27 protein-coding genes and 1 pseudogene are annotated in these 25,560 nt (G+C 59.9%); 13 read left to right on the plus strand and 15 right to left on the minus strand.

Annotated elements, in window-relative coordinates; translation table 11 throughout:
• Positions 1-86: 86 nt before the first annotated feature.
• The gene (locus U5G49_RS03870) at positions 87-686 is read right to left on the minus strand and encodes a c-type cytochrome (protein ID WP_193446282.1); all 600 of its coding nucleotides are present in this window, start codon (positions 684-686) and stop codon (positions 87-89) included.
• A gap of 199 nt (positions 687-885) precedes the next feature.
• Between U5G49_RS03870 and U5G49_RS03875 the strand changes: the two genes are divergently transcribed.
• The 3 genes from U5G49_RS03875 (at position 886) to U5G49_RS03885 (ending at position 3,614) form a co-directional block, all read left to right on the plus strand.
• Positions 886-1,809: a helix-turn-helix transcriptional regulator gene (locus U5G49_RS03875; RefSeq protein WP_246289426.1), complete on the plus strand. Its 924-nt coding sequence runs from the start codon at positions 886-888 to the stop codon at positions 1,807-1,809.
• 201 nt (positions 1,810-2,010) lie between these two features.
• The gene (locus U5G49_RS03880; RefSeq protein WP_193446283.1) at positions 2,011-2,697 is read left to right on the plus strand and encodes an alpha/beta fold hydrolase; all 687 of its coding nucleotides are present in this window, start codon (positions 2,011-2,013) and stop codon (positions 2,695-2,697) included.
• Positions 2,698-2,912: 215 nt separating this feature from the next.
• On the plus strand, positions 2,913-3,614 hold the full coding sequence (locus U5G49_RS03885; protein WP_193446284.1) for an alpha/beta fold hydrolase: 702 nt from the start codon (positions 2,913-2,915) through the stop codon (positions 3,612-3,614).
• Positions 3,615-3,872: 258 nt separating this feature from the next.
• Here U5G49_RS03885 and U5G49_RS03890 read toward each other — a convergent pair whose 3' ends face one another.
• The 3 genes from U5G49_RS03890 to U5G49_RS03900 all read right to left on the minus strand — a co-directional run bounded on the left by U5G49_RS03890 (position 3,873) and on the right by U5G49_RS03900 (position 5,533).
• Positions 3,873-4,469: a general stress protein gene (locus U5G49_RS03890; RefSeq protein WP_028734442.1), complete on the minus strand. Its 597-nt coding sequence runs from the start codon at positions 4,467-4,469 to the stop codon at positions 3,873-3,875.
• A 16-nt stretch (positions 4,470-4,485) separates the two neighbouring features.
• Positions 4,486-4,803, minus strand: a complete 318-nt coding sequence (locus tag U5G49_RS03895; RefSeq protein ID WP_027685622.1) for a PepSY domain-containing protein — start codon at positions 4,801-4,803, stop codon at positions 4,486-4,488.
• Between the two features lie 331 nt (positions 4,804-5,134).
• Positions 5,135-5,533 carry a RidA family protein gene (locus U5G49_RS03900; RefSeq protein ID WP_166480422.1) on the minus strand — a complete coding sequence of 133 codons (399 nt, stop codon included), beginning with the start codon at positions 5,531-5,533 and terminating at the stop codon, positions 5,135-5,137.
• A 137-nt stretch (positions 5,534-5,670) separates the two neighbouring features.
• On the opposite strand from U5G49_RS03900, the gene U5G49_RS03905 reads away from it, so the two are divergent.
• The 3 genes and pseudogenes from U5G49_RS03905 to U5G49_RS03915 all read left to right on the plus strand — a co-directional run bounded on the left by U5G49_RS03905 (position 5,671) and on the right by U5G49_RS03915 (position 9,296).
• On the plus strand, positions 5,671-6,282 hold the full coding sequence (locus tag U5G49_RS03905) for a TetR/AcrR family transcriptional regulator (protein WP_018241043.1): 612 nt from the start codon (positions 5,671-5,673) through the stop codon (positions 6,280-6,282).
• Between the two features lie 488 nt (positions 6,283-6,770).
• Positions 6,771-7,796, plus strand: a complete 1,026-nt coding sequence (locus U5G49_RS03910; RefSeq protein WP_284200639.1) for an IS110 family RNA-guided transposase — start codon at positions 6,771-6,773, stop codon at positions 7,794-7,796.
• Positions 7,797-8,110: 314 nt separating this feature from the next.
• A pseudogene (locus tag U5G49_RS03915) lies at positions 8,111-9,296 on the plus strand (IS3 family transposase).
• A 269-nt stretch (positions 9,297-9,565) separates the two neighbouring features.
• Here the strand turns inward: U5G49_RS03915 and U5G49_RS03920 are convergent.
• From U5G49_RS03920 to aac(6'), 3 genes are all read right to left on the minus strand, one after another.
• Positions 9,566-10,591, minus strand: a complete 1,026-nt coding sequence (locus U5G49_RS03920; RefSeq protein WP_284200639.1) for an IS110 family RNA-guided transposase — start codon at positions 10,589-10,591, stop codon at positions 9,566-9,568.
• A gap of 136 nt (positions 10,592-10,727) precedes the next feature.
• Complete coding sequence (locus U5G49_RS03925; protein ID WP_193446837.1) at positions 10,728-11,594, minus strand: protein-L-isoaspartate O-methyltransferase family protein; 867 nt, start codon at positions 11,592-11,594, stop codon at positions 10,728-10,730.
• Between the two features lie 117 nt (positions 11,595-11,711).
• Complete coding sequence (gene aac(6'), locus U5G49_RS03930) at positions 11,712-12,164, minus strand: aminoglycoside 6'-N-acetyltransferase (protein ID WP_193446838.1); 453 nt, start codon at positions 12,162-12,164, stop codon at positions 11,712-11,714.
• Positions 12,165-12,671: 507 nt separating this feature from the next.
• Here aac(6') and U5G49_RS03935 point away from each other — a divergent pair.
• Together U5G49_RS03935 and U5G49_RS03940 are read left to right on the plus strand one after the other, a co-directional pair.
• The gene (locus U5G49_RS03935) at positions 12,672-12,890 is read left to right on the plus strand and encodes a hypothetical protein (protein WP_193446836.1); all 219 of its coding nucleotides are present in this window, start codon (positions 12,672-12,674) and stop codon (positions 12,888-12,890) included.
• Between the two features lie 168 nt (positions 12,891-13,058).
• Complete coding sequence (locus tag U5G49_RS03940; RefSeq protein ID WP_112906193.1) at positions 13,059-13,316, plus strand: GlsB/YeaQ/YmgE family stress response membrane protein; 258 nt, start codon at positions 13,059-13,061, stop codon at positions 13,314-13,316.
• A 73-nt stretch (positions 13,317-13,389) separates the two neighbouring features.
• On the opposite strand, the gene U5G49_RS03945 is transcribed toward U5G49_RS03940, so the two are convergent.
• Positions 13,390-13,959, minus strand: coding sequence for a pyridoxamine 5'-phosphate oxidase family protein (locus U5G49_RS03945; RefSeq protein ID WP_193446835.1), 570 nt, complete (start codon positions 13,957-13,959; stop codon positions 13,390-13,392).
• 85 nt (positions 13,960-14,044) lie between these two features.
• Positions 14,045-14,749: an SDR family oxidoreductase gene (locus U5G49_RS03950; protein ID WP_193446834.1), complete on the minus strand. Its 705-nt coding sequence runs from the start codon at positions 14,747-14,749 to the stop codon at positions 14,045-14,047.
• 123 nt (positions 14,750-14,872) lie between these two features.
• Between U5G49_RS03950 and U5G49_RS03955 the strand changes: the two genes are divergently transcribed.
• On the plus strand, positions 14,873-15,754 hold the full coding sequence (locus tag U5G49_RS03955; protein WP_193446833.1) for a LysR substrate-binding domain-containing protein: 882 nt from the start codon (positions 14,873-14,875) through the stop codon (positions 15,752-15,754).
• A gap of 650 nt (positions 15,755-16,404) precedes the next feature.
• On the opposite strand, the gene U5G49_RS03960 is transcribed toward U5G49_RS03955, so the two are convergent.
• Complete coding sequence (locus U5G49_RS03960) at positions 16,405-16,749, minus strand: ArsR/SmtB family transcription factor (RefSeq protein ID WP_018241057.1); 345 nt, start codon at positions 16,747-16,749, stop codon at positions 16,405-16,407.
• A gap of 107 nt (positions 16,750-16,856) precedes the next feature.
• On the opposite strand from U5G49_RS03960, the gene U5G49_RS03965 reads away from it, so the two are divergent.
• On the plus strand, positions 16,857-17,603 hold the full coding sequence (locus tag U5G49_RS03965) for a glucose 1-dehydrogenase (RefSeq protein WP_193446832.1): 747 nt from the start codon (positions 16,857-16,859) through the stop codon (positions 17,601-17,603).
• Between the two features lie 163 nt (positions 17,604-17,766).
• Here U5G49_RS03965 and U5G49_RS03970 read toward each other — a convergent pair whose 3' ends face one another.
• Both U5G49_RS03970 and U5G49_RS03975 read right to left on the minus strand, forming a co-directional pair.
• Positions 17,767-18,324: a BA14K family protein gene (locus tag U5G49_RS03970; RefSeq protein ID WP_018449554.1), complete on the minus strand. Its 558-nt coding sequence runs from the start codon at positions 18,322-18,324 to the stop codon at positions 17,767-17,769.
• 253 nt (positions 18,325-18,577) lie between these two features.
• Complete coding sequence (locus U5G49_RS03975; RefSeq protein WP_193446831.1) at positions 18,578-19,468, minus strand: LysR family transcriptional regulator; 891 nt, start codon at positions 19,466-19,468, stop codon at positions 18,578-18,580.
• 104 nt (positions 19,469-19,572) lie between these two features.
• Between U5G49_RS03975 and U5G49_RS03980 the strand changes: the two genes are divergently transcribed.
• Positions 19,573-20,442 (plus strand): SDR family oxidoreductase, encoded by an 870-nt coding sequence (locus tag U5G49_RS03980; RefSeq protein WP_193446830.1) that lies wholly within the window; start codon positions 19,573-19,575, stop codon positions 20,440-20,442.
• Positions 20,443-20,475: 33 nt separating this feature from the next.
• Entirely contained in the window at positions 20,476-20,949 is a 474-nt protein-coding gene (locus U5G49_RS03985) for an SRPBCC family protein (protein ID WP_193446829.1), read from the plus strand.
• A gap of 288 nt (positions 20,950-21,237) precedes the next feature.
• On the opposite strand, the gene U5G49_RS03990 is transcribed toward U5G49_RS03985, so the two are convergent.
• Both U5G49_RS03990 and U5G49_RS03995 read right to left on the minus strand, forming a co-directional pair.
• Entirely contained in the window at positions 21,238-22,176 is a 939-nt protein-coding gene (locus U5G49_RS03990) for a sialate O-acetylesterase (RefSeq protein WP_284200496.1), read from the minus strand.
• Positions 22,177-22,590: 414 nt separating this feature from the next.
• Positions 22,591-23,283: a type 1 glutamine amidotransferase domain-containing protein gene (locus U5G49_RS03995; protein WP_018241064.1), complete on the minus strand. Its 693-nt coding sequence runs from the start codon at positions 23,281-23,283 to the stop codon at positions 22,591-22,593.
• A gap of 121 nt (positions 23,284-23,404) precedes the next feature.
• On the opposite strand from U5G49_RS03995, the gene U5G49_RS04000 reads away from it, so the two are divergent.
• Positions 23,405-24,337 (plus strand): LysR family transcriptional regulator, encoded by a 933-nt coding sequence (locus U5G49_RS04000; RefSeq protein ID WP_193446181.1) that lies wholly within the window; start codon positions 23,405-23,407, stop codon positions 24,335-24,337.
• Between the two features lie 233 nt (positions 24,338-24,570).
• On the opposite strand, the gene U5G49_RS04005 is transcribed toward U5G49_RS04000, so the two are convergent.
• A complete protein-coding gene (locus tag U5G49_RS04005) occupies positions 24,571-25,383 on the minus strand; it encodes an alpha/beta hydrolase (RefSeq protein WP_193446180.1) in 813 nt (270 codons plus the stop codon).
• Positions 25,384-25,560: the final 177 nt, after the last annotated feature.

The following is a 25,560-nucleotide window of genomic DNA, read 5'->3' on the forward strand; positions in this document are numbered from 1 at the left end:
ATCTTAAGGGTATCAATGCCAAGCAGATCCCAACTGCAATCGCGCCGGCGGCCCTATTCGGTGGATCGCCGACCCCGAACTGATCGTCAGAGGCCGGCAAGATAGTGAGCCATGGCAGCGATGTCCTCGGCCGAAAAATTACGCACCAAGGCCGTCATGCGGGGCACGTTCGGGCGCTTGTTATCGCGAAAGTCGGAGAGGGTTTTGATCAGGTAGTCCAGCTTCTGATTGGCGACGCGCGGAGTGTTGGCGTATCCGACGAAACCCTCCCGGTGGCACGAGGTGCACTTCTTCCCGGCGTCGAGCGCTTGGAAGCGGGTAATGCTCGCTGCGTCGGCCGGCTCGCGGTAGGCGGGCCAAGGCAGTGCGGAGAAGTAGCCCGCAAGCGCCTTCATGTCGTCGTCGGAAAGATTCTTCGCGATCCGGCCCATGAGGTCGTCGGTGCGCTCTCCATTGCGATATTCCTGCAAAGCTATCAGCAATGAGGACTCGTGCTGGCCGGCGATGATCGGTGTGTTCTTAACAGTCGGCAGACCTTTCTTACCGTGACACATCTGGCAAAGCTTGGCCTTGTGGGAGATTGCCGCCGGCGGTGGCGCAGCATTGTTCTGCGCTCCAGCCGGCAGCGGACCGAGGGCCACGAGAGCGGCGATGACGAACGGAGCGAGCGCATTGCTGCAGGGCATGCGAGGCCTCCAGATCGAGGCTTAAGCTGAAGTGTGATGCTGATCTTATCAGGAGATGCAACCATTGGCGAGCGGACCCCGGCCGCCTCCATCCGACTATGGCTGCGTTTTTATGAGTTCACGCCCTAGTTGACTTGGAGTCTTGCGGCATTTGCTGCATAAATCCGGGAAATTCTGGCCTAAATACGGAGCTAAAGCGATGAAGGTTCAGGGCCAGAGTGAGCTGTCTGGTATCGGTGAAATCCGAGCCCAGCTCGGCGGCTGGCCCATATCGACGGCAGGCATGTCGTCTACCTCTCGCGGCCTGCACTTTGATGTGAGAGACGGGAGCCACGGCGTCGAACTGGTTGTGCCTGGGTGTGATCATCATGCAGTGTTAGTGGCGCTGGGATCATCACGGCAATTCCGCTTTCAAACGCACATAGCGTCCCGCGAGGTATCTTGCAGAGCAGGGGATCTGATTGTCGTCCCGGCCGGCAGCCCAGCACGGCTTGGAGGCGCTATCCCGCCAATGCTTCGGATCGGTATCGACCCAGAGCAACTCAGCGATGGCTCTCGGTTACGTGAGCCCCTCCGAGGCAGGGATGATCAGACGGGCTCTATCCTTCACGCCAACGATTTGTTTGCACTGTACATCGGCGGCGCGATCCTCGAGGAGATGCGCAAGCCGGATTTTCAATGGCGGATGCCTCTGTTACGTCACCTTGCTGAAGCGCTAACCGCGCATTTCGTTACAATGTATGGTGTTTACACAGTCTCCGATCACACCGGCGAAATCAGCGACAGGGAAGCCATCCGACGGGTAATCGAGCATCTTGGGCGGACAACGCACGACTTTCCTGACCTCTCCTCGCTCGCGAAGCGGACCGGTCTCAGCCGCTTTCACTTCATCCGGGTTTTTAAAGCTGAGATTGGCATGACGCCTGCGCGATACGTGGAGCAATGCAGAATTGAGCAAGCGAAGTCATTGATCGAGACAGCCGAAATATCGTTGGCCGATATTGCCGATAAGCTTGGGTTTGTCGATCAAAGCCACCTGACCCGCCGTTTCAAAAAGGTCGTCGGTAGCACCCCTGCTGCATACGCACGCGCACAGGGCCGCCGGCATTTGTCAGAGATCTGACAATAATGTACAAAGTAAGCAATAAGCTACCATTAGCGTCAAATAACTTCGATACTTATCAAGCCGAAAAACAGATTTTTCGTCTCATCGGCCTATTTTAAGCAATAACATCCCAGATACAGCAATAAAATGCCATGACCCAATCTTCAAAGTAGTTCATATGTATTGCCAACAGACGACGTCAGTGCAGGAGGTGTGGCCGTGAATATTATAAGCGTTATTCTTGTACACGGATATTTCCTCGACGGTAATGCTTGGAATAAAGTTATACCGTTACTGTCAGAGCGAAGCATTGATGCAATCGCCGTTCAGCTTTCATTGACCTCGTTCTCTGAGGACGTGGCAATTGTTCATCGCGCCATTGAAATGCAGGACGGTCCGGTCATCCTCGTGGGACAGTCTTATGGTGGCGCGGTCATTACCGAGGCGGGCAATCATAGCCGAGTTGCGGGCCTCGTCTACATCGCCGGCGCTGCGCCAGACAGTGGCCAGTCCGTCGACGACTGGTGGAGCGGTTATGCGACTGCGGCTGTTGTGAATGAACTGAGGCCCTGGGGCGACGCGCATGTTACGCTCACCCGCGACGGGGTGCGCAAATACCTGGGCCAGGATCTTCCGACCGAAGAAGCCGATATCGTCTACGCCACTCAGGGACCGCTTGGAACACGCAGTAAATTAGAGAAGATCTCCAAAAGCGCGTGGCACACCAAGCCTTCTTGGTACATGGTCACAACGCTCGACCACACGATGCCGCCCGCGGTACAGCAGGACTCCGCCGAACGTATGGGTGCCGAGATCATGGTTGTTCAGGCAAGCCACTTGCCTATGCTTTCACAACCGAAAGTCGTTGCCGAGTTCATCGCCAACGCCGCCGCGTCTTTTGACTGATAATTCGGTCCCAAGCCGAAGCATCATTCAAAACAACATATTCCGGAACGACCTCGCCACAACGGCGAAACGACGACCCATTCTTTAGCGGACTGTGTCTGTTCGACCAAGTTCGACCTGGCGCGCATCGCCTGGTCACAAAAGCTTCGAAAGAAGCCGTTGGCTCGCTTGCCCCCCAACGGAATTATTTGCCCAACCCAAGAAGGAACAGGATCATGTCTACATCATCGAAACCCACCATCGTTTTTTGCCACGGCATTTGGGCCGACGGCTCATGCTTCAGCAAAGTAATCCCTGCGCTGCAGGCGGACGGGCACGAAGTCATCGCCGTCCAGTACGGCCTGGACTCCTACGAGGAGGACGTGGCTACGGTTAAGCGGACGCTCAATCGTGTCGGCAGCCCCGTCATCCTCGTCGGGCATTCCTACGGTGGCGCAACGATCACGGCCGCCGGCATCGACGAGCGTGTCGTTGGTCTGGTTTACATCGCCGCGGTCGCCCCGGATGTCGGCGAGACCGTGCAGGATCAGCTCGACAAGTATCCTTCGGACATCTTCAACCACGTCGAGGCAGCGGACGGTCGGGCTTGGATGCTGCCGAGCGGAACCAAGTTCTTCGCTGGAGACCTCTCGGAGGAAGAGCAGAAGCTTGTATGGGCCACGCACTATGCGCCGGTTGCCGATCTGTTCAACCAGCAAAAGCTCAGTGCCGACGAGATCTCGTGGAAGTCCAAGCCAAGCTGGTACGTCTTGGCGACGCAGGACCACACGGTGCACCCCGATCTTCAGCGCTGGGTTTCCAAGCGTATGAACGCGACGGTGACGGAGGTGGAAAGCAGCCACGTGCCGATGCTCTCTCAACCCGACGTGGTCATCGATGTCATCCGCAAGGCAGCGGCGGCCGTCGAGCGTCGCTGATATATCGTGGAAATCGCATATGAAGAGACCGCCATGAGGCGGTCTTTTCTGTTGTCGGCAGATGCACCTATAAGCGCGTCCGCCAACTGCTCGCCGTGTGAGGGGAATCAGGCGCGAATGCCAGCTGCAGGAAGGGGTGCGGTGGAGGCGTGGAGTTCGCTGTGGGCCATCTGCTCCGGCCAGAGGCACCGGCTGACGCGTGAGATCACCACTTCAACCCTCCTTGCGACGTGCAAGGAGGGTTGAACTCAAGGCCGGTTAGGCGGTCCGCCGATACCGGTCGCGCTCCTGCGCGATCTGCTCGGGGGCATATGGATCGAGCGTTTCGTCGAACCGGGTCCATCCCTGCTCGTTATAGGCGCGCCGACGTTCGATCGGGTCGACCCAGTTTGAACCCTGCAGAATGGCCTGCGCCTCGGGCGCGCGGGCGTCGTCGACCTTGGCCGTGACCAGGCTGCCGCCGCGACGGACACCTTCGGCATAGAGGTGGGCATCATCTTCCGGGACGCCGGAGTCGGTGAGGGCGCCGATCAGGCCGCCGGCGGCACCGCCAGCGACGGCGCCGGCGACAGCCCCGGCCGCAGTCGCGGCAAGCCAGCCTGCGGCAACCACCGGCCCGACACCGGGGATGGCCATCAGGCCCAGTCCGGTGAGCAGGCCGCCAGCGCCACCGACGGCAGCGCCAATGCCGGCGCCCGTCGCGGCATCCTCGCCAACGTCAGAGTCGCGATCGATGCGGCCAGCCTTGTTGGAGACGATACTGATGTCGTTTGACGGAATGCCCGCCGCTTCCAGTTTGCTGACGGCGGAGCGAGCGTCCGAGTAGTCGTCGAAAAGTCCGGTTACAGTTCTCATCATGCTTCTCCTTGGGTTACTTGGCGACGATGTTGCCTTGATAATCGAGGGCAATGGCGACGGCTTTGCCGTCCTTCATGCCGGAGGCCATCCAGATCCCCTTGTCATCGAGCTTGAGATCCTTGACGTCGGTGTAGCCCGCTTCCGCAATGCGATCCTTCGCCTGAGCTTCGGTAAAGCTATTGGCGCCCTCAACGGGCGCAGTCGGATTTTTGGTATCTGGGGTTGCAACCGCAGGTGTATTTCCATCCTTGGATGGAGCGGGTGTGGTTTGGGCAAAGGCTGCAAAGGCAGACGCGCCGAGAATTGCCGCCGCGAAGACGATCTTCTTCATGTGTGTTTTCTCCATTTGCGGATCAGATGAGATCCATGCGGTCAAAACACGCAGGGGAGATCTTTGTTCCCAGAGATTATGCGGTTGATTTTTCTAAATATATGGCAAAGCGGCGCGCTACGGGGTCATTCTTTGCGGCGCCGGGGCAATGTAAGCAGGCAATAACAGAGGGGTAACCGGCGATCCACGGGCGGCTTGAGGAAGCCTCTCGGTGTGAGGCCGATCCTCTAACTCTTAAAGTTGTGTTTCTGTCAAATATCCCAGGGGGTGGCAGCGCGGGGCCGCTCTCCTGCCGGCACTGCGTGCGGCGACGGATGCGGCCCCGGCAATGTCAGTGACTTCCAGGAATACGGGCGATGACCTTTATCTCGAAGTCGAAGCCGGCGAGCCAGTTGACGCCGAGCGCAGTCCAGTTCGGGTAGGGTGGCTTGCTGAAAATCTCCTGCTTGACGGCCATGATCGTTGCGAACTGGTTTTCGGGGTCGGTGTGGAAGCTGGTGACATCGACAATATCATCCAGCGTGCAGCCGGCGGCACTCAGCGTGGCCTTCAGATTGTCAAAGGCGAGCCGCACTTGCCGTTCGAAATCGGGTTCGGGTGTTCCGTCCGGACGGCTGCCGACCTGTCCTGATACAAACAGCAGATCGCCGGATCGGATCGCGGCGGAATAGCCATGCTCTTCGTAAAGAGCGTGCCGGTTGGCAGGAAAGATTGCTTCGCGTTGGGTCATTCTGATCTCTCTTCATTGTTGACAACGACCGATGAGCACGGCGTAACGCTTCACATCTCGCGCCCAATTTGGTATACGGGTCGTATGTGAAATATGCGGCACACCGAGCGTATGTCAAGTCCATATACGCTTCGTATATGAAATTGAGGGATGGAATGGTTAGGAAGCGCAGCGAAACGATGCAGGAAAACCGCGTCAAATTGATCGCGGCGGCGCGGAAGGCTTTTGCGGAAAAGGGGTACTCTGCAGCATCCATGGACGAGCTGACGGCCGATGTCGGTCTGACAAGGGGCGCGCTTTACCACAACTTCCAGGACAAGCGCGGGCTGCTGGCGGCAGTTGTCGATCAGATCGACACGGAGATGGCGGTGCGCGCGCAAGAGATTGGCGCGCGCGCAGGCAAAGATTGGCAGGGCCTGCTCGCCGAGGGCGCGGCCTATATCGAGATGGCGCTCAATCCGGAAGTCCAGCGCATCGTTCTGCTCGACGGACCGGCGGTGTTGGGCGATCCATCGCAATGGCCGAGCCAGAACAATTGCCTGCAGGTGACCAAGAGCACGGTCGAGCGCCTGATCGCCCAAGGCATCCTGAAGCCGCTCGACCCGGAGGCGGCGGCCCGGTTGCTGAGCGGCGCCGCTCTCAATGCCGCCCTCTGGATCGCCGCCAGCGAAGACCCGCAGAGCGTGCTGCCGAAGGCGGTCGAGGCTTTTCAGGCCATGGCGGCAGGTCTGCTGGTGGAGCGTTTGTGATCTGGGAAGGGCGACGGGTCGGTGCCGATCAACTTTCCAGCTTTGTCGGCAGGCAAAGCCGAAGCAGTTCCAGCGGCAACTATTGGGGACCCATAGCGCCACTCCGCCGGCGACCGGATGCTACCTGTATGAGACGGCCATGGTACTGTAACCTACCCGTTGCGGTTCCCCCCCCATGCGCTCCAATTTTGAAATCTTGCTCGACACGCAGGAAGCCTCGCATTCCGCTCTCCGAAGCAATGCGGAGACAGTGAATCACGATCACGGCGGGCCTGGGCGAGCGACGTCTTCAACGGCCTGCCAGGTCCAATTCCGCCCGTAGACTACAGTAACTACGTTGCTCCCGCGTCAAGAAATCCTCGATAGTTAAACACTCGGCAAGCGTCCCTTTTAAGGAGCTCTGACCTGATGTGGTGGACGGCCTCCGCTCCCGGCATCGCAATGTGCCAAAGTGTGGCTGTCGAAAGTCACATAAGGGAGAGCCGTCCATGGAGAAGATTACCACAATTGGCCTGGATATCGCCAAGCATGTATTTCAGGTTCACGGGATCAATGGTGCCGGCGCGACGGTGAGCCGCCGCAAGCTGCGCCGCGACGATGTCGTTGAATTCTTCAAGGCATTGCCGCCATGCCTGATCGGAATCGAGGCATGCGCGACTGGACACCACTGGGCTCGGGTTCTTATGGCGCTGGGTCACGAGGTTCGGCTGATGCCGGCGTCTTACGTCAAGCCATACGTGAAGCGGCAGAAGAATGACGCGATGGATGCCGAGGCGATTTGCGAGGCGGTGACGCGGCCGACGATGCGCTTCGTTCCAGTGAAGAGCGAGGAGCAACAGAGTGTGCTGATGCTACATCGGGTCCGCGAGCTTTTGATCCGGCAACGGACAATGCTGGTGAACGCCTTGCGCGGCCACTTGGCGGAGTTCGGCATCGTAACGCGACAGGGGGTTGCCGGGGTCGGAACGCTGATCGCGTTGATCGAAGACGATGATCACGATCTCATCCCGCCGCTTGCGCGGTCCGCACTTCTTCCGCTGATCGAGCAGCTGCAGGAGGTGCACGAGAAGGTCAACGCGATGGATCGCCAGATTCATGCGTGGCATCGCTCGAACGAGCTGAGCCGGCGCCTTGAGACGATCCCTGGAATTGGCCCGATCACTGCCAGCGCAATTGCCGCGACGGTGACCGACGCGTCGCTCTTCAAATCCGGCCGACAATTGGCGGCATGGATAGGCCTAGTGCCGCGGCAGAACTCATCGGGTGGCAAGGACCGCCTCGGAAGGATCAGCAAACAAGGCGATCCCTATCTCCGCCGGCTTCTCGTTGTCGGGGCGCATGCGGTGCTTCGTTTCAGCCGCAAGGCCAAAGTGGCGCCGACGCGTTGGGCCGCCGGGCTTCTGGTGAAGAAGCCGTACAATGTCGTCGCTGTTGCCTTGGCGAACAAGATGGCGCGTATCGTCTGGGCGTTGATGACGACGGGCAGGCGCTTTGAGGCTACCGCCTCCCTTTGAAACTTTGAGAGCTCACAGAGGATGCAGAAATTGGTGAGGTGCTAATGGTGTGATGGCGAACGGTCGAGCCGGGATCGGACAAACCCGATCAGTGGGTGCCGCTTGAAAGCGCGTTGACCTGTCTGGGATCTGATCAGCGGACTACATCAGGGCCAGCGGCATGAACAGGCCGCGATCAAAGGCCGTATACATGCCTGCACCCGACCAATCGTCAGAAATGCCAAAAAGCCCTTGCCACGCGGAGGCCGTCCATACATGCCACTGAGAATTTCCTCCAGAATGGATTAGAGTCCGGCCTGTTAAAGGACGGACGAATGAAGAAGCAGCGATTTACGGAAGAGCAGATTATTGCGGTGCTGAAGGAGCAGGAGGCTGGCGCGAAGGCAGCCGACCTCTGCCGCAAGCACGGGATTTCAGAAGCGACGTTTTATAACTGGAAAGCCAAATTTGGCGGCATGGACGTCTCCGAGGCGAAGCGTCTGAAGGCGCTCGAGGACGAGAATGCCAGGCTAAAGAAGTTGCTGGCCGAGCAGATGCTGGATGCAGCCGCACTCCGCGAGCTTCTTGCAAAAAAATGGTAGGGCCTGCCGCCAAGCGTGAAGCCGTCACGCATCTGAAGGCCGTCATGGGTCTTTCGGAGCGTCGGGCCTGCCAGATCATATCTGCCGACCGCAAGACGATCCGTTATCGGTCAAGTCGACCGCCGGAGGTCGATCTGCGAGCGAAGCTGCGCGACCTCGCCAACGAGCGGCGGCGTTTTGGCTACCGTCGGCTGTTCATCCTGCTTCGGCGAGATGGAGAGCCGTCCGGCGTCAATCGCATATACCGTCTTTATCGCGAGGAAGGGCTTTCCGTTCGCAAGCGAAAGGCCCGGCGGCGTGCTGTCGGCACGCGTGCACCGATCCTGGTCGAGGCGAAAGCCAATGCCCGCTGGTCGCTGGATTTCGTCCACGACCAGTTTGCCTGCGGCAGACGATTCCGGGTCTTGAATGTCGTTGATGACGTGACGCGCGAATGCCTGGCAGCGATCCCGGACACGTCTATCTCTGGTCTGTTGCTCGAGAACTGACGACGCTGATCGAACGACGCGGCAAGCCCGGAATGATTGTCTCCGACAACGGCACCGAATTCACCTCGAATGCCATTCTTGCCTGGTCGAAGGATCACAAGGTGGAGTGGCACTACATCGCGCCGGGAAAGCCAATGCAGAACGGCTATGTCGAGAGTTTCAACGGTCGCATGCGCGACGAGTTGCTCAACGAGAGCCTCTTCTTCGGCCTCGATCATGCCCGCAGCGCCATCGCTGAATGGGCTGAGGATTATAACCATTTCCGGCCGCACTCATCGCTCGGATATCAGACCCCGGCAGACTATGCCGGGAGCATCGCCGCAACCGGCTCCAACGCTACGCAAGATGAAAGCTTCGCGTTTCCGCCGGTTGCTCACACCGCGCCATTTGGCGTATTCAAAGCCGCCGAGGCTCTAACCGCAGCCGGATGAAAGTTCAGTGGCATGTATGGACGGCCTCCGCGTGGCAAGGGCTTTTTGGCATTTCTGACGATTGGTCGGGTGCAGGCATGTATACGGCCTTTGATCGCGGCCTGTTCATGCCGCTGGCCCTGATGTAGTCCGCTGATCAGATCCCAGACAGGTCAACGCGCTTTCAAGCGGCACCCACTGATCGGGTTTGTCCGATCCCGGCTCGACCGTTCGCCATCACACCATTAGCACCTCACCAATTTCTGCATCCTCTGTGAGCTCTCAAAGTTTCAAAGGGAGGCGGTAGCCTCAAAGCGCCTGCCCGTCGTCATCAACGCCCAGACGATACGCGCCATCTTGTTCGCCAAGGCAACAGCGACGACATTGTACGGCTTCTTCACCAGAAGCCCGGCGGCCCAACGCGTCGGCGCCACTTTGGCCTTGCGGCTGAAACGAAGCACCGCATGCGCCCCGACAACGAGAAGCCGGCGGAGATAGGGATCGCCTTGTTTGCTGATCCTTCCGAGGCGGTCCTTGCCACCCGATGAGTTCTGCCGCGGCACTAGGCCTATCCATGCCGCCAATTGTCGGCCGGATTTGAAGAGCGACGCGTCGGTCACCGTCGCGGCAATTGCGCTGGCAGTGATCGGGCCAATTCCAGGGATCGTCTCAAGGCGCCGGCTCAGCTCGTTCGAGCGATGCCACGCATGAATCTGGCGATCCATCGCGTTGACCTTCTCGTGCACCTCCTGCAGCTGCTCGATCAGCGGAAGAAGTGCGGACCGCGCAAGCGGCGGGATGAGATCGTGATCATCGTCTTCGATCAACGCGATCAGCGTTCCGACCCCGGCAACCCCCTGTCGCGTTACGATGCCGAACTCCGCCAAGTGGCCGCGCAAGGCGTTCACCAGCATTGTCCGTTGCCGGATCAAAAGCTCGCGGACCCGATGTAGCATCAGCACACTCTGTTGCTCCTCGCTCTTCACTGGAACGAAGCGCATCGTCGGCCGCGTCACCGCCTCGCAAATCGCCTCGGCATCCATCGCGTCATTCTTCTGCCGCTTCACGTATGGCTTGACGTAAGACGCCGGCATCAGCCGAACCTCGTGACCCAGCGCCATAAGAACCCGAGCCCAGTGGTGTCCAGTCGCGCATGCCTCGATTCCGATCAGGCATGGCGGCAATGCCTTGAAGAATTCAACGACATCGTCGCGGCGCAGCTTGCGGCGGCTCACCGTCGCGCCGGCACCATTGATCCCGTGAACCTGAAATACATGCTTGGCGATATCCAGGCCAATTGTGGTAATCTTCTCCATGGACGGCTCTCCCTTATGTGACTTTCGACAGCCACACTTTGGCACATTGCGATGCCGGGAGCGGAGGCCGTCCACCACATCAGGTCAGTGTCGCAAAAGTCAGGATTTCCGCGACAGTATGATGCCGGCTTATTACCTAAGCATAGGCTAGACACCAGCCGGAAGCGCGAACCCAACATCGTTCGGCCGGCACCTCATCATTGCGGTACAGCCGCGTCACCCTCGTGTGCTCCCCGCTCTCGAACGCCGCCGCAAGCGCCTTTTCCGATTCCGCGTCGCGCATCCCTTCACAGGGGAAGATGGCCACCGGCGAAATCCATTGCGCGTGAAATTCCTCACCGCTGCGCGTCACGAGGAACACCGCTCCGCGAAGGTGCATGTTGCTCCAATTGCTACTGGTAAACCCAAGATCTGTCGTAAGCGGTAGGATCAGCCTTCCGCCGTCATTGAGCCGGTCCAGCCAGATATTCGCGGGCCGGGTCGCGCCGGCGTTCACATAAATCACATCGGCTGCATCGAAAGCTGCGGAGCTGCCATCGCCCGGAACCACGGAAACATTCCGATAGGGAGTGAGATTTGCTTTTGCCCGCACAGCAAGCTCCGGCTCGAACTCGATCGCCGTCACCTTGCCGGATGCGGCAACGAGTTTCGCCATGATCGCAGAATAGTAGCCGGCACCAGCGCCAACATGCACGATATGCTCGCCTGCTCGCGGCGCAGCCTGCGAAAGCAGGAAGGCATGAAGTGACGGTTGTCCGTTGTTGATGTGGCGCTCAGGGACGATGCCAACAACGTCATCCGTGTAGAGGTAAACCGGGTCGGCGGCCGGGGTCGGAACATAGGTTTTTCGCATTCGGAAGATCGGCCACGGACCGGGACCAAGGAAATCTTCTCGCGGCACTTCGGCGAAAGCTGTTTCAACATGCTCATCGACAACTCTCACAGCCGCCGTGATCTGCTTCGCATAAGCTCGACGCACGATCTTCAATTCGTCCGGTGTCATCAGCAGATCAACTCCGATGAATAGTTCCCTAACCTGCGACGCATTTTGCGACTGAAATCTGTGACGTAACAAGTCTTAGGATGTGTGCGGCGAACCTCGTGGAAGGGCAAAAGCGGCCTACAGTGGCTTTCGGAAGAACACGACGCGCTGTGTCTCCTCAAATCCTAAAGCGGTATGGAGCGCGTGGCTGGCTGAATTCTCAAGCGGCGCGTCAGAGCCAAACTCAACACACCCAAACGACTTTCCCCAATCGGCAACGGCATTGCAAAGCGATCGTGCGATACCCTTTCGCCTGTCAACGGGCCTGATATAAATCCCTTCGAGGAACAGAACGGGCGAGCTGCTGCATCCATTCACATAATCATGTCGCAAAGTGGCCTCAGCAAACCCGACAGCTTCATTCGCAGCATTTCGAGCGATGAACGCGATGGCTTCTCCACTTTCTGAAAGAAACGCCCAGCCCAACTCAGTTCGATGATATTCGAGCGAGTGATGCGGCCACAGCGCAACGCGAAGCTCCGCCCACGCCTCAACATCTTTTATGGTCCCAATCTCGATAATCGATTCCATATTGTAGTTCTCTGTTGTCGCGAAATTCCCGATTAAAGCGACACGTGTTTTTCTGACTGTTGCAACCTCGCAGAATAGATGGTTTTGCGATGCCGGCAATGCCTGCCATTGGCACAAATCCGCCGCGCCCACAGCGGGAAATATGCCGTGCTGGACCGGGAAGCCGCGGACTTTAGGGATTGCCTCGGCATAGTCTCGGGCTCGAAATAAATGCCGGACTTGCATATCGGCTCCAGAGGTGAAGGCGAGACGGTTTCACGGATGCAAAGAGTCCGGGCAGGGCGGAACCGTTGCTGCGGCTATCGGTTAATCCGCCGAGGTCGCGGCGTGCCAATCGGACGTGACGGAGATGGTGAACGCACCGGTTCCGATTTCTCGGTGCGGGCGCAAATGCCAGGAGAGCACCTTACCCGTTCGCCGCGACCTCATCCCGCCGCCTGCCCATCAAAGGCGGCGGAACACGCGAGCGACCATGCTCCGCGTGGATCGATCAGAGGAGGAGAAGCTATGAGCAAAAATAATTGGAAGGCCGGGCTTCGCGCAAAGCTGGAGTATCTCGTCGACGACTGCGTTGTAGCCGGGGCAAGGCAGCAGGACGTCTTCGAAGCGATCATCAAGGAGATCGGCAATCTGCGCGCAGCCCTTGAGCGCGATCCCGACCCTGCGGACGACGACGTTGCCGTCATAGAGGAGCCTGCCAACGATTGGCCCGCGGCCGACAGGTGACCTGAACCAGATCAGGAGGGGCACACGACCGCTTTTGGGGCGCGGGCTTATGGAACCAACTGGCGCGGCGGACGGTTATAGTGTTGTCGCTTGGCCATCGGTTTAGCTCGATCGGCGAGACATGATAGCCGGCGCCGGCTGATCAATCATTCACAATGGGGAATTGCTATGGAAAGTGCAGGTATCGGCTGGATCGCCGCAATCATCATCGGCGGCATTGCCGGCTGGCTCGCCGAAATGCTCATGAAGAGTAATATGGGCGTGCTGATGAACATCATTCTCGGTATTGTCGGCGCCATCGTCGCCAACTTTATCCTGTCGCTCTTCGGCGTCGCCCTTGGCGGCTGGCTGGGTTATCTGATCGCGGGCTTCATCGGAGCCTGCATCCTGATAGCCATTGCGAGAATGGTCAGACGCACGGCCTGATCAAACAGAAGGCGGCCCGCAAACCGGCCGCCTTCATCACGTTTTCGCGCGCTCACGCGTGGTCGTCCGGCGTTCACGGATTGACCCAGCGGGAGGAGGTCAGCGTGCCCAGATTGTCGTAGGCAAAGACTGCGCGTCGGTTGTCGGCGTGGCGCAGCTTGAACCAGTCCAACGTCTCGGCTCGAAATATCAGCACCCCGAAGAAGGCCCGCCCATCGGCGTCTGCGTCCGCTGCCTCGCTTGCCGGCTGCTCGCCGATTTCGTCGCCCGGCGGCCCACCCATATAGGTACTGCGCGTCGATCGCGGCAGCAGGCTCCAGGCTTCAGTCGCGCATTCGCTTGCCGGTCCATGGAGTTCGGCCGATCCCTGAAGGCGAAGCTGCACTTTCGGCTGCGGGCCATAGCCGAGGAGGGTGACCAAAGGATTGGCCGTTATTTCCTGCCATTTCGGGCTTCTGACATCCGTATGGATTTCCAGGACGCGTCGCGCCATATCCACGCGCCGCAGCACCACCATGCGGGCTTGCGGACGGCCGCCGGCGTCGACCGAACACAGGTTCAGGTAGCGGAAGGCCGACTGCGGATCGGCGGCAGCACCTTCCAGCTCGACCCAGGCCGATGCATCGACCTCGGCGAGGTTCACTGTGCCGCCTCCGCCTTCTTTATCTCGCCGGCCTTGACGTAGTCGCAGCACATCGCTGTTCTCCCTGGCGTTGAAAGCCATCCTGTCAGACGGACCGGGTAAGGCCGCCGTCGATCTTGAGGCTCTGGCCGGTGATATAGCCCGCCCCTTCGGAAACGAGGAAGGAAATCGTCGCCGCCACTTCGGCGCTGGTGCCGTAACGCTTCATCGGCACGCTGTCGCGGCGCTCCTCCGTCGCCGGCAGGCTGTCGATCCAGCCTGGCAGCACGTTGTTGATGCGGATGCCGTCGCCCGCATAGGTATCGGCGTAAATCTTGGTGTAGGCGGCGAGCCCGGCGCGGAAGACGGCCGAGGTCGGGAACATCGCCGACGGTTCGGCCACCCAGGCGGTCGAGATATTGACGATTGCGCCCGACTTCTGCGCCTGCATGATCGGCGTGACGAGGCGAACCGAACGGATGACGTTCATCAGATAGACGTCGAGGCCGGTATGCCACTGTTCGTCGGTGACCTCGGTGATCGGCGCACGGGGACCGTGACCTGCGCTGTTGACCAACGCGTCGATCCGGCCCCACTTTTCCATGCATGCGTCGACCAGGCGCTTGAGGTCGTCGTTGGACTGGTTCGAGCCGGTGACGCCGATGCCGCCCAGTTCGGTGGCAAGCGCCTCGCCCTTGCCTGATGAGGACAGGATGGCGACCTTGAAGCCATCGGCCGAAAGCCGCTTGGCGGCTTCCGCACCCATGCCACTGCCGCCAGCCGTAATGATCGCTACCTTTTCTACTGTCATCGTCGCTCTCCCTACCAGATTTTGCACCCATTGCCGGGCTCTGATCCTTCGAATACCATGGGCTTCAAGCGAGAGCGAACCAGTTTTCGTGAAATGTCACAGTAGAAAAACTATCGAGAGTCCATGTCCATCGGCAATCTTCCCTCCCTCAACGGCCTCAAGGCCTTCGACGTCGCGGCGCGTCATCTGAACTTCCGGCTGGCGGCCGAAGAGCTCGGCGTCACCCAGGGAGCCGTTGCCCAGCACGTGCGTGGGCTCGAGGCGGAACTCGGGGTGACATTGTTCGAGCGCCTGCCGAAGTCGTTGGCGCTGACCGGGGAGGGGCGAAGCTACGTGGCCGACGTCCGGCGCGCCTTCGAACTGCTTGTAAACGCGACGGCGAACCTGAAGCCTCAGCCGGTCAAACTGGTGGTCAGCACGACACCGACCTTCGCCTCGAGATGGCTGATCCCGCGTCTTCCGGATTTCACCTCGCGGCATCCCGATCTCGATCTCCACATCCTGGCGACGGACCGCATTTCCAGCTTCCAGGTCGACGGCGTCGATCTCGCCGTCCGATATGGCAGCCCTCCCTTCGGTCCCGGCCTCGCCGCCGAATTGCTGTTCGAGCAGGAGATCATTGCCATCTGCAATCCAAGCCTCGTCGCCGAGGGCGCCGAGCCCAACAACGCGGAAGAACTCTCGCACTACACGCTGCTTCACGATGCCCATAATTCCTGGCCCGAATATATCGATCGCTTCCTCGGCGGCGGCGATCCCACGCTGTTTCGGGGCATCAGCTTCTCACAGACATCGCACGCGATCGAAGCTGCCATCGCCGGACAGGGCATCGCTGTGGCGACCCGCGCTTTCGTCTCGACCGACATCGAGGCGGGCAGGCTGAGACAGGTCTTCGACGGCGCCCTCAGGGCGCGATCGCACTTCTATCTGGTGAAGCCGCGATATCGGAAGTCCGAAGCGGTGGACAAGCTTCAGGACTGGCTGCGCTCGCAGGCGCAGAGCTGATCGTCGGACAGCCATCGGTCAAGGAATGGACCAGGTGCGGCAGGTTTGCGCCAACAGCAGACCAAGGCCAAACAGCTTTGGTCGGTTCGAAACGATGGTATGATATGTTTCGTTCATTTAAGGTTTGGGCTCGCTTTATGGATCCGTTGCCGGATTTTCAAGATTTGATGGATCGCATGACAGCCTCTTATCGGGCAGGGGACGCGGCTGCTTGCGCCGCAATGTTCACTCTCGATGCTCAGTTGTATTCGCCCTACGCGGCTCCTGCTTTTGGCCGCGAAGCGATAGAGGCGCTTCACCAAGAGTGGACCCATGGGGGAGTGCCGGACAAGAAGTTGCAAGTTCTCCAATCGGGAGGATCGAATGACACAGCGTGGACCCTCAATGCATACTCCGAGGACGGGGGGAAAGTTCGAGGAAATTCCTTGGCCGTCTGGCAGCGGGGTAGTGACAGAGTGTGGCGCATCCGAATTTGCTCTCTAAACGACGACCAGCATGGGCCCACCAAATGTTACGGCTTGTTGGGGACGGAACAGTGAGCGGGATACTTCGGGCACGACAGCCGAGCGATTAAGACCGGATCGCGCTACAAGCGATCATTGCCCCAGGACGAGTTTTGCTTAGACTGGACTATGCTGCTCTAGGGGCGATCAGTCCGTCTTCGGCTGCCCGGGAGGCTGGCCGTAAGCCGTCAGAATGGCCTTGATCAGGCCCGGGAAGCGTTCGTCCAGCTCGGTGCAGCGCGTTTGATTGCGCATTTCCACACCCTGGCGCTCGCTGATGATCAGCCCGGACTCGCGCAGCACCTTGAAATGGTTGGACAGCGACGACTTTGGAATGACGCGGTCGCCGAGATCGGCAAGGGCAGAGCACGTCCCGCCACTGCTGGCGCCGGCAAGCTTTGCATAAATGGCAACGCGCTCCGGATCGGACAGCGCATAGAGGATCGCCTCGGGCTTGATGTCCTCCAGGGCTGGGTGAAAGAGCGGTCTCATGAATTTTATATAGCGTCCCTTGACAATGAGATCAACAGTTCCGAATTTCCGAACTATGGAACAAGCTTGCCAATCCCGGCGGCTATCCAGATCGGAAGGAACGAGAAATGGCTAAGCTCACAGGAAAGGTCGCTGTGGTGACGGGCGCCTCCAAAGGTATTGGCGCTGCGATTGCCAAGGCACTCGCAGCAGAGGGTGCGCAAGTGGTGGTCAACTACGCTTCGAGCAAGGCGGGCGCGGACGCCGTGGTTGAGGCGATCGGTGCGGCCGGTGGCAAAGCCATCGCGGTGCAGGGCGATGTTTCGAAAGCCGGCGAGGCCCAGGGACTGGTCGATGCTGCGGTCAGGGAGTTCGGCAAGCTCGACGTGCTGGTCAACAATTCCGGCGTCTATGAATTCGCACCAATCGGTGAGGTGACCGAGGAACAATATCGTCGCATGTTCGACGTGAATGTTCTGGGCGTTCTGCTGACCACCCAGGCCGCGGCCAAGCATCTCGGCGAGGGCGGCAGCATCATCAACATCTCGTCGGTGGTCACCAGCCTGGCGCCGCCAGACTCTTCGGTCTACACGGGCACGAAGGGCGCCGTGGAGGGCATCAATAGCGTGCTTGCCAAGGAACTGGGGCCGCGCAAGATCCGGGTCAACGCCATCCTGCCGGGGATCGTGGAGACCGAGGGCACGCACTCCGCCGGCGTCATCGGCTCGGATTTCGAGCAGGTTTTGGTGGCCCAGACGCCGCTCGGCCGCACCGGCCAGCCGGACGATATCGCCGGTGTCGCGGTCTTCCTCGCTTCCGACGATGCCCGCTGGCTGACCGGCGAACGATTGGCCGCCAGCGGCGGTTTCCGCTAGAACTGGATGATGTGAGGCCGGGTCGGCCTCAAACCTGAATCCTGTTCTGAATTAAACGGCTAAAGCGCGTCGCGATCTTTCAGATTCGCTTGTCGCGCTTTAGGTCTTTGTTTTTACACATGTCGTTGTCGCAAAACCACTGCACACTTTTGCGCGACATGCTTTAGTAGGGCGAGACGCACGCCCGTCGCGGACCGTTGTAGGGCTGGAACGTGTCGTCGTAGGCCCGGTAAGACCGGTAGCGCGCATAGCACCAGCTCGTATGTCCGTTGCCGCCATAATAGGCCTGGCGGTAATAGCGCGGCGCATAGTAGCGCGGACGGTACAGGGTCGACCCGTAGTAGCGCGGAGCACCGTAATAGGCGGATCCGTAATAGCCCTGGCCGTAGTAACCCCGATTGTAGTAGCCCTGACCGTAGTAGCCTTGACCGTAGTAGCCTTGGCCGTAATACGGCTGCGCCAGCATTCCGCCGATGATTGCGCCGGCCGCGAGCCCGCCGAGTCCCCAGGCCCAGCCGTTGTTACTACCGTGGTGTCCATGCCCGTAGTAGCCGCCATGCCGGTAGTAGCCGCCATGGCCGCCGCCGTGATGTCTGTACTGGACCGGCTGCGCCTGTGCGCCTTCGATGTTCGGCACGGCAATGGTGGGAAACGCCATGGCCGGCGGGACGCTCGTCAGCGCCGTCACCAGCGACAGGGCAACGATTGCTAACCTTTTCATTGGCTCATCTTTCCTTCTACAGCACCGCGCGTCGAAGTCGGCGCGCAAGGACGTTTCAGCCCTCTAGGTAAACTGATCGATTTTACTCTAAAATCGACTTTGATTCGAGGAATTATGCATGAGCAGGGCAGCTTTCTTCGAAGGAGGCTCCCGGCGAAGGCATGCTCCGCCCTCGTCATCTCATAGGAGCCGGTGCACGCTCCCTGAATCATGCGACGCGGAGCTCGTCGGAGACGCCGACAAAGCGCCGTCATCACCTACCGATATAGGCGGCTAATTCGTCAGCCGTTCCATTGGGGAAGGCCTGTTTCAGAAAGTCCAGGAACGCCGATACGCGCGCGCTCAGCAGCCGCCGAGAGGGATAGAGCGTCCAGAGAGCGATCTCGGGGCCGTCGATATCCCCCCAATTGACCAGAGTGCCGTCAGCCAGGTCGTGGCTCACCAGCGAAATGGGAAGACGTCCTGCACCGACGCCGGCGCGCACCGCATCCCGGATCGTGATGAGCGTTGACAAAGTGAGGACCGGCTCGACTCTAATCGTTGAGCGGCCGCCGGGTGTCTTCACGTGCCATGTTCGCGCTTCGCCTACCCCGCGCGCAACGGCGGGAGCGGCAGCTCCACCGGTCGGGCGGGGAAGATTGGGGCTTGCCACCACCACCAGCCGGTCGCGCAGAAACGCCCGCCCGACCAGGCTTTCGTCGGGATCCGGATTGACCCGGATGACCAGATCGTAGCCTTCCTCGATCATATCCACGGGCCGGTCCTCACTCGTCACCTCAAGCCTCACCTCCGGATATTTGAGGGCAAAGCCGGCTGCGATCCTCCCCATTGCGGTCTGGGAAAAATGTAGAGGTGCGCTGATCCGCAATCTCCCCTTGGGCCTCTGACCGCCGGAGGCAATCATTGACGCCGTCTCGTCCAGTTCGGCGAGCAACGCCCCCGTCCGCTCGAAAAGCGCCCGTCCTTCCTCGGTAAGCTTCAGGTTACGCGCACCCCGTTCAAACAGCCGCAGAGCGAGGCTGCTTTCCAGCTCGGCGACACGCCGCGACAGGGTTGCCTTCGGCCGGCCCGTCGCCCTTGCCGCTTTGCCGAAGCCACCATGACGGGCAACGAGATTGAAATCGGCAAGCGCAAGAAGATCCATGGGTGTTCCACCAGCGAGACGGCGTGGCCAAAATCGCCATCTATCGGACTACCAGTGAACCACACATATTCGACGTGTCAAGCAACCCAACACGGAGAAATACCATGACCATTCTCGTCACCGGCGCCACGGGCAATGTTGGCCGCCAAGTCGTCGAACACCTCGTCAAGCGCGGCGCCGATGTCCGTGCTCTTGTCCGCGACCCGTCGAAAGCCGAATTCCCGGCTGATGTCAGCGTCGTGCAGGGCGACTTCCTCGACGTCGATGCCCTGCGCAACGCCATGTCAGGCGTGTCGACGCTGTTCCTGCTCAACGCCGTGGTGCCGGACGAATTCACCCAGGCACTGGTCGCGCTGAACGTCGCCCGATCGGCCGGCATCGAGCGGATCGTCTATCTCTCGGTGATCCACGCCGACGTCTACGTGAACGTGCCGCATTTCGCCGGCAAGTTCGGGGTCGAGCGGATGATCGAGCAGATGGACTTCAAGGCGACCATCCTGCGCCCGGCCTACTTCATCCAGAACGATCTGACGGTCAAAGACGTCATCACCGGCTACGGCGCCTACCCGATGCCGATCGGACCCAAGGGTCTCGCCATGATCGACGTCCGTGACATCGCCGAGATCGCTGCCCTTGAGCTGCTGCGCCGCGAACAGGCTGCAGAGCCGCTGGCGCTCGAGAGGATCAACCTCGTCGGTCCGCAGACACTGACCGGAAGCAATATCGCCGCCATCTGGTCAGACGTGCTCGCCCGGCCGATCGACTACGGCGGCGACAATACCGAGGGCTTCGAGCAGAATCTCAAGCAGTTCATGCCTGCCTGGATGGCCTATGACATGCGCCTGATGGGCGAACGCTTCATCGCCGACGGGATGCTGCCTGAGGCCGGCGACGTCGAGCGTCTGACAAAGCTGCTCGGACGCCCGCTTCGCTCCTATCGCGCCGTCGCCTCGGAAACCGTTGCCTCCGCCTGAGGCAGCAACAGCGATCTCAAAAGGACGATCACCATGATTTATTCCACAGCCACCGTTCCCGTGAACCCGGAAGGCGAAACCCCGTTGACGCGCGCTGAGGCCTGGCAAGGTCTTGAACTCAAGGCACGCGACGCCCGGCTCTTTCTTCCCGCCGGTCTCTGCACCCGCTGCGATGTCGTGGAGGAAAGCCCGACCCACTTCGTGCGCGAGGCGACGATCGGCGGGGAGGATCTGCGCGAGATCATCACCCTGGAACGGCAAAGCAAGGTGACCTTCTTTCAGGCAATAGGGCCACGCGAGGGAGCAATCATCAATGAGCTCTTCGAGGATGAAGAAGGTGCTTTGCAACTGCGCTTCTACTGCTATCTCGGCCTGCGCGGCAAACAGCCGAACGGCCCGGAAGAGCGGGCCGAGCAGGCACAATTCGATAGCGAAAACGGCTACAAGGCCGCCCTGCTGTCGACGCTGAAGCGGACCCGCGAACTGCTGGCAGAGGGAAAGCTCTAAACTTCACCAGAACACAAGCAACAGGGCGGCCTCTTGACGAGACGCCCTGCCTTGCGGTGGCACAAAACGGTACGGCCGATTGCGAAAGGCGCGTCAGGCAGTTTGCACGACATCAGGTGACAACAGAAACCGTGTTGATTTTCGGACGGGAGGCCTTGCGCCAAAGGAGGAGGGCACCGGCTGAACCTTGCCCTTTTCGTTGAAATCGCTGACAAGTGACAAGGTATCGAATACCGGACAGAGCCCGAGGCCGAGCTCGCGAAGGCGCGAAAACCGGTTCTAGGAAGACTATCCCGAGGTTTCCAGGCGGCGATCGCCGCGCAGAAGGTTCAGCCAGGCCTCCGACATTTTCTCCGCGCCTGTGCCCCCGATATGGCAATCGTCGTAGCGGTCGTCTCCATCGAGCAACGCGTCAGAATTTACGCCCTCTCGGATACCGTGGCCGCTTTTTGACAGGGCCAGTTGCGCCCGTACTATCGCATTGTCTGGAATATGCTCCTTGAAGCCGCCGTTGCTCGGTTCGAGGCATTTCGATGCGATCGAAATGTAGACGGGTGCTTCGACGCCGTGCTGACGCAACGTGTCAACCATCGACATGAATTGTTTCTGATAGGTCTCCGCAGTGGTGCCGATAACGAGGTCCTTCTCTCCTTGCACCCAGAGGACGCTCGTTATCCGATAACCGGAATCCTGAAGCTGTTTCACGGTATCGACCAGCACAGGATTGAGGTCACCGCCTTTCGCCCATCGTGCGACCTCAGATCCGGAATATGCGAGAGGTGCGAGGATAACGCTGTCATTTTGTCCCGATGCGATCAAATTGTTCCCAAGCAGCGTCCAGTACTCTCCCTTGGTATCGGTCGATCCAAGAAGTGGCGAGGCGGCGATGAAGCAGCGTTTGTCAAAGGCGTTTACAACGCGAGCGCCATAATTTGACCTGTGCCGTTGTCCACCGTCGTTGGCCGCGTTCGATTGGCCAAGAACGAGTAAGACAGCAGTTCGATCAGTTTGAGTCGGGCAGGTCACAAGCGTTTTTGATTCATCCCCGATGAGTCGTTCCTTGTCGTCGAAAGCATAACGGCTTGCAGCCGCAGCCTTCTCTCCGCCAACCATTGTCCTCAGCGCGGAAAGTTGTGGCCAAGGAAAGATCTCACGTCTCGCGCTCATGCCGCCGAGAAAGTACATGGCGATCAAGGCGGCAAGGCCGACTGCCATTGTTTTGCGCATGCCGTTGACTTTCAAGCGTCATCCGACGACACACCGCCACATCTGCTTGCCTCGGGCATGATCTTTAAAAAAGAGAATTCGTCGCGAAGATCGAGCCCATTCCACGACTAGTTCGCGTGGCGTCGCCGAAGTCTGCTCAAATATAGACCGGACCGGTGATTTCAATAATCCGGTTGGGTGAGAGATCGTGCCTGCTGTGCAGCCTGCAGTTCCATGGAGAAACTCCTGCTCGTCCATCCCAATAGGGCGGGTCCAGATAAAGCAGCGGGCCGCCGATCGTACGCGCGATAAATCGCGCCGGGGCAGGTCTCCAGCGGACCCGCGAATTGCTGGCAAGGGAAAGCTCTGAGTATGGCCGCAACACAAATAACAAAGCGGCTGGTCATGGGTTGATCCCCGACCAGCCGCCGTGTGTCAGGCGGCCTTTGCCGCCGTCACAGCGGCGAGCAGAATGCCGGCGGTCTCCACCGATGAACCGGGGTTCTGCCCGGTAATCAGCAGGCCGTCCTGGACGGCATAGGACGACCAGTCATCGCCGCTGGAATAGATGCCGCCATTCTCCTTCAACATGTCCTCGACGAGGAACGGCACCACCTGGGTCAGGCCGACGCCGTCTTCCTCGGAGTTCTTGAAGCCGGTGACTTGTCTGCCCTGAACCAGCGGCGTGCCGTCGGCAGCCTTGACGTGGCGCAGCACACCCGGTGCGTGGCAGACAAAGGCGACGGGCTTGCCGGCCTGATAGAGCGATTCGATGAGGGCGATCGAATTCTTGTCTTCCGCCAGATCCCAAAGCGGTCCATGGCCGCCCGGATAAAACACGGCGTCGTAATCTTCATGGGAGACCGAAGCGAGCTTTACGGTCGAGGCGAGCACGGCCTGGGCATCCGGGTCGGCATGGAAGCGGCGGGTCTGGTCGGTCTGGAAGCTCGGTTCGTCGCTCTTCGGGTCGAGCGGCGGCTGTCCGCCCTTGGGCGATGCGACGGTGACGTCGGCGCCGGCTTCGAGGAAGGCATAATAGGGGGCGGCGAACTCTTCGAGCCAGAAGCCGGTCTTCCGGCCGGTATTGCCCAGTTCGTCGTGCGAGGTGAGAACCATGAGGATTTTCATCTGGAGATCCTTTCGAGACAGATGTGATCGGTTGCTGTCGATGAGCGGATCATGCCTCGGCCATTCTCATTCCGGAAATTTATTTCTTTGATTTCAGATATGCGTTCGGCAATATATCTGGATGAAGTATGACCTGAACCTCCTGCCTGTCTTCGTGGCGCTTATGGAAGAGCGCAATGTCACGCGCGCAGCCGAACAACTGGGCATGACGCAGCCGGCCGTCTCCAATGCGTTGAACCGCCTTCGCGAGACGCTGCGCGATCCGCTGTTCATCCGCGAGCGCTACGGCATGAAGCCGACTGAAATGGCGCAGGCACTTGCTCCAGTGATCCGCGGGGCCTTGGCGAGCCTGGATGACGTCATTCTCGGTCAGCAGGCATTCGATCCGGCGCGGGCGACACGGCAGTTCACCATCGCCCCCAACAGCTACGTCGAGTTCGTCCTGATGCCGGTGATCGTGGTGCGGCTGCGCGAATGCGCTCCCGGGATCAGGCTTCGCCTGACGCCCTTCGGCAATGATCTGGCCGAGACCGGCGCGATTTCAGGGGCGACGGAAATGGTGCTCGGCAGGATCGTCGAGCCGCCGGACAATATGGTCGTGCAGCATCTCATGGATGATGGATTGGCCTGCGTCGTGCGCAGCGATCATCCCGAGATCGCCGAAAGCATCTCCGAGGAACAGTATCAGCGGATGCGGCATGTCAACGTGCTTCCGCCCGGCCGGATGCGCGTCGGCCTGTTCCAGATGCTGCAGCAGGCCGGTCTCAGGCGCGACGTCTCGGTCTCCGTCACCCATTTCCTGGCGGTCCCGGAAATGGTGGCCGTCACCGACTACTGCGCGACACTGCCCCGGCTGATCTGTCAGCGCCTTGCCCGCGACCCGCGTCTCAAAGTCCTGCCCGCACCGGTCGATCTCGGCAGCTTTCCGGTAGAGCTGGCATGGCATGTCCGCTATCGAAACGATCCGGCTCATCGGTGGCTGAGGTCATTGATCGTCGAGGTGGCAAAGGATGTCTCCGACGCTGCGGCGGCAGAAGCGATGGCTGGAAATTGAAAACGCGTGTTCGAGACCTCGGCGAGGCCTTCATGGGCGAAATGGCCGGGCAAAAATCGGTGTTGATGGCACCCGATTATGTTGGGATACGTCGCTGTTCCTGCTGCAGGCGCCACCGCGTGCTCCGTCCTCCTCGGGCTTGACCCGAGGATCCACTCTGGTCGCCTCGCGAGCCGCTCCCGGGCATTGCCTCCCACTACGACCGGCAAACCGCTCCCGTCCGTGACGGGATTTTAGGGCCGGTTTCCTTTCAGCTCTTCCACAAAACGGATGACGTCACCGACCATTCTGTCGTTCAAGATATCGTTGTGACCCGCACCGTCATAGATCAACATCCGCTTGGGCTCGGGTGCGATGCGGTACAACGCCTGCCCTGAAGAAAGCGGGATGCTATCGTCAAGCCGGCCGTGAAGGAACAACTTTGGTTGTCTTACTTTGCCTATGTTGAGGTCCGAGCGAAAGGGATCCTTGAGAAGAACCTCGACCGGGAGGAACGGATAATGCGTCTGCGCAACCGACAGTACCGACAGGTACGGAGACACGAGAATGACGCCCGCGGCCGGCCTCTTCGCGGCGGTATTCACGGCGACGCCAGTGCCAAGTGACCGACCGAGCACAATGATCTCGCTTCCGCCGTGTGCCGAAAGCCAGTCGAACGCGGCGATCCCGTCTGTCAGCAGGCCCTGCTCGCTGGGTGAGCCGGTCGATCCGGGATAGCCGCGATAGGAAATCGCCAGCAATCCAATCCTCCATGTGGTCAGCGCCTGGGCGAGAAACGCGTAATTGTCGAGGCGGTCACCGTTTCCGAAAAAGAGGAGCACGCAGGGCTTGTCGCTGTCGCCCTGGCTGTACAGTCCCTGAAGCATCTCTCCGTCGGGCGTCTTGATGTGGACCGTCTCGCCCCAACTCGCGTGCTCCGGAACAGGTGTGGCGCCGGCTCCGGGGTAAAGCAGGGCTCGCTGAGACAGATAGATCAGACCCACGAGCGCCACGTAGGCGACGACCGCCATCAGCGGCAACATCAGCAAGTACCTTGTAGCGCTCACGACAAACTGTACCCGCCGGTTTGGCAATGACCTGAACGCTATGCGGCAACCGCGGCCCGTTGCGGCGCGGTGTGCTCAGCGCAGCGGCAATATAGGCACAAAGCGATCCTATGGAGAAGAGGCTCGACTGTTCGCCCCATCTGGAACCGGACCGCATGCGGAGGGCGCGCTCACCGG

It is taken from the genome of Rhizobium indigoferae (assembly GCF_034554815.1).
Taxonomy (GTDB): Bacteria; Pseudomonadota; Alphaproteobacteria; order Rhizobiales; family Rhizobiaceae; genus Rhizobium; species Rhizobium leguminosarum.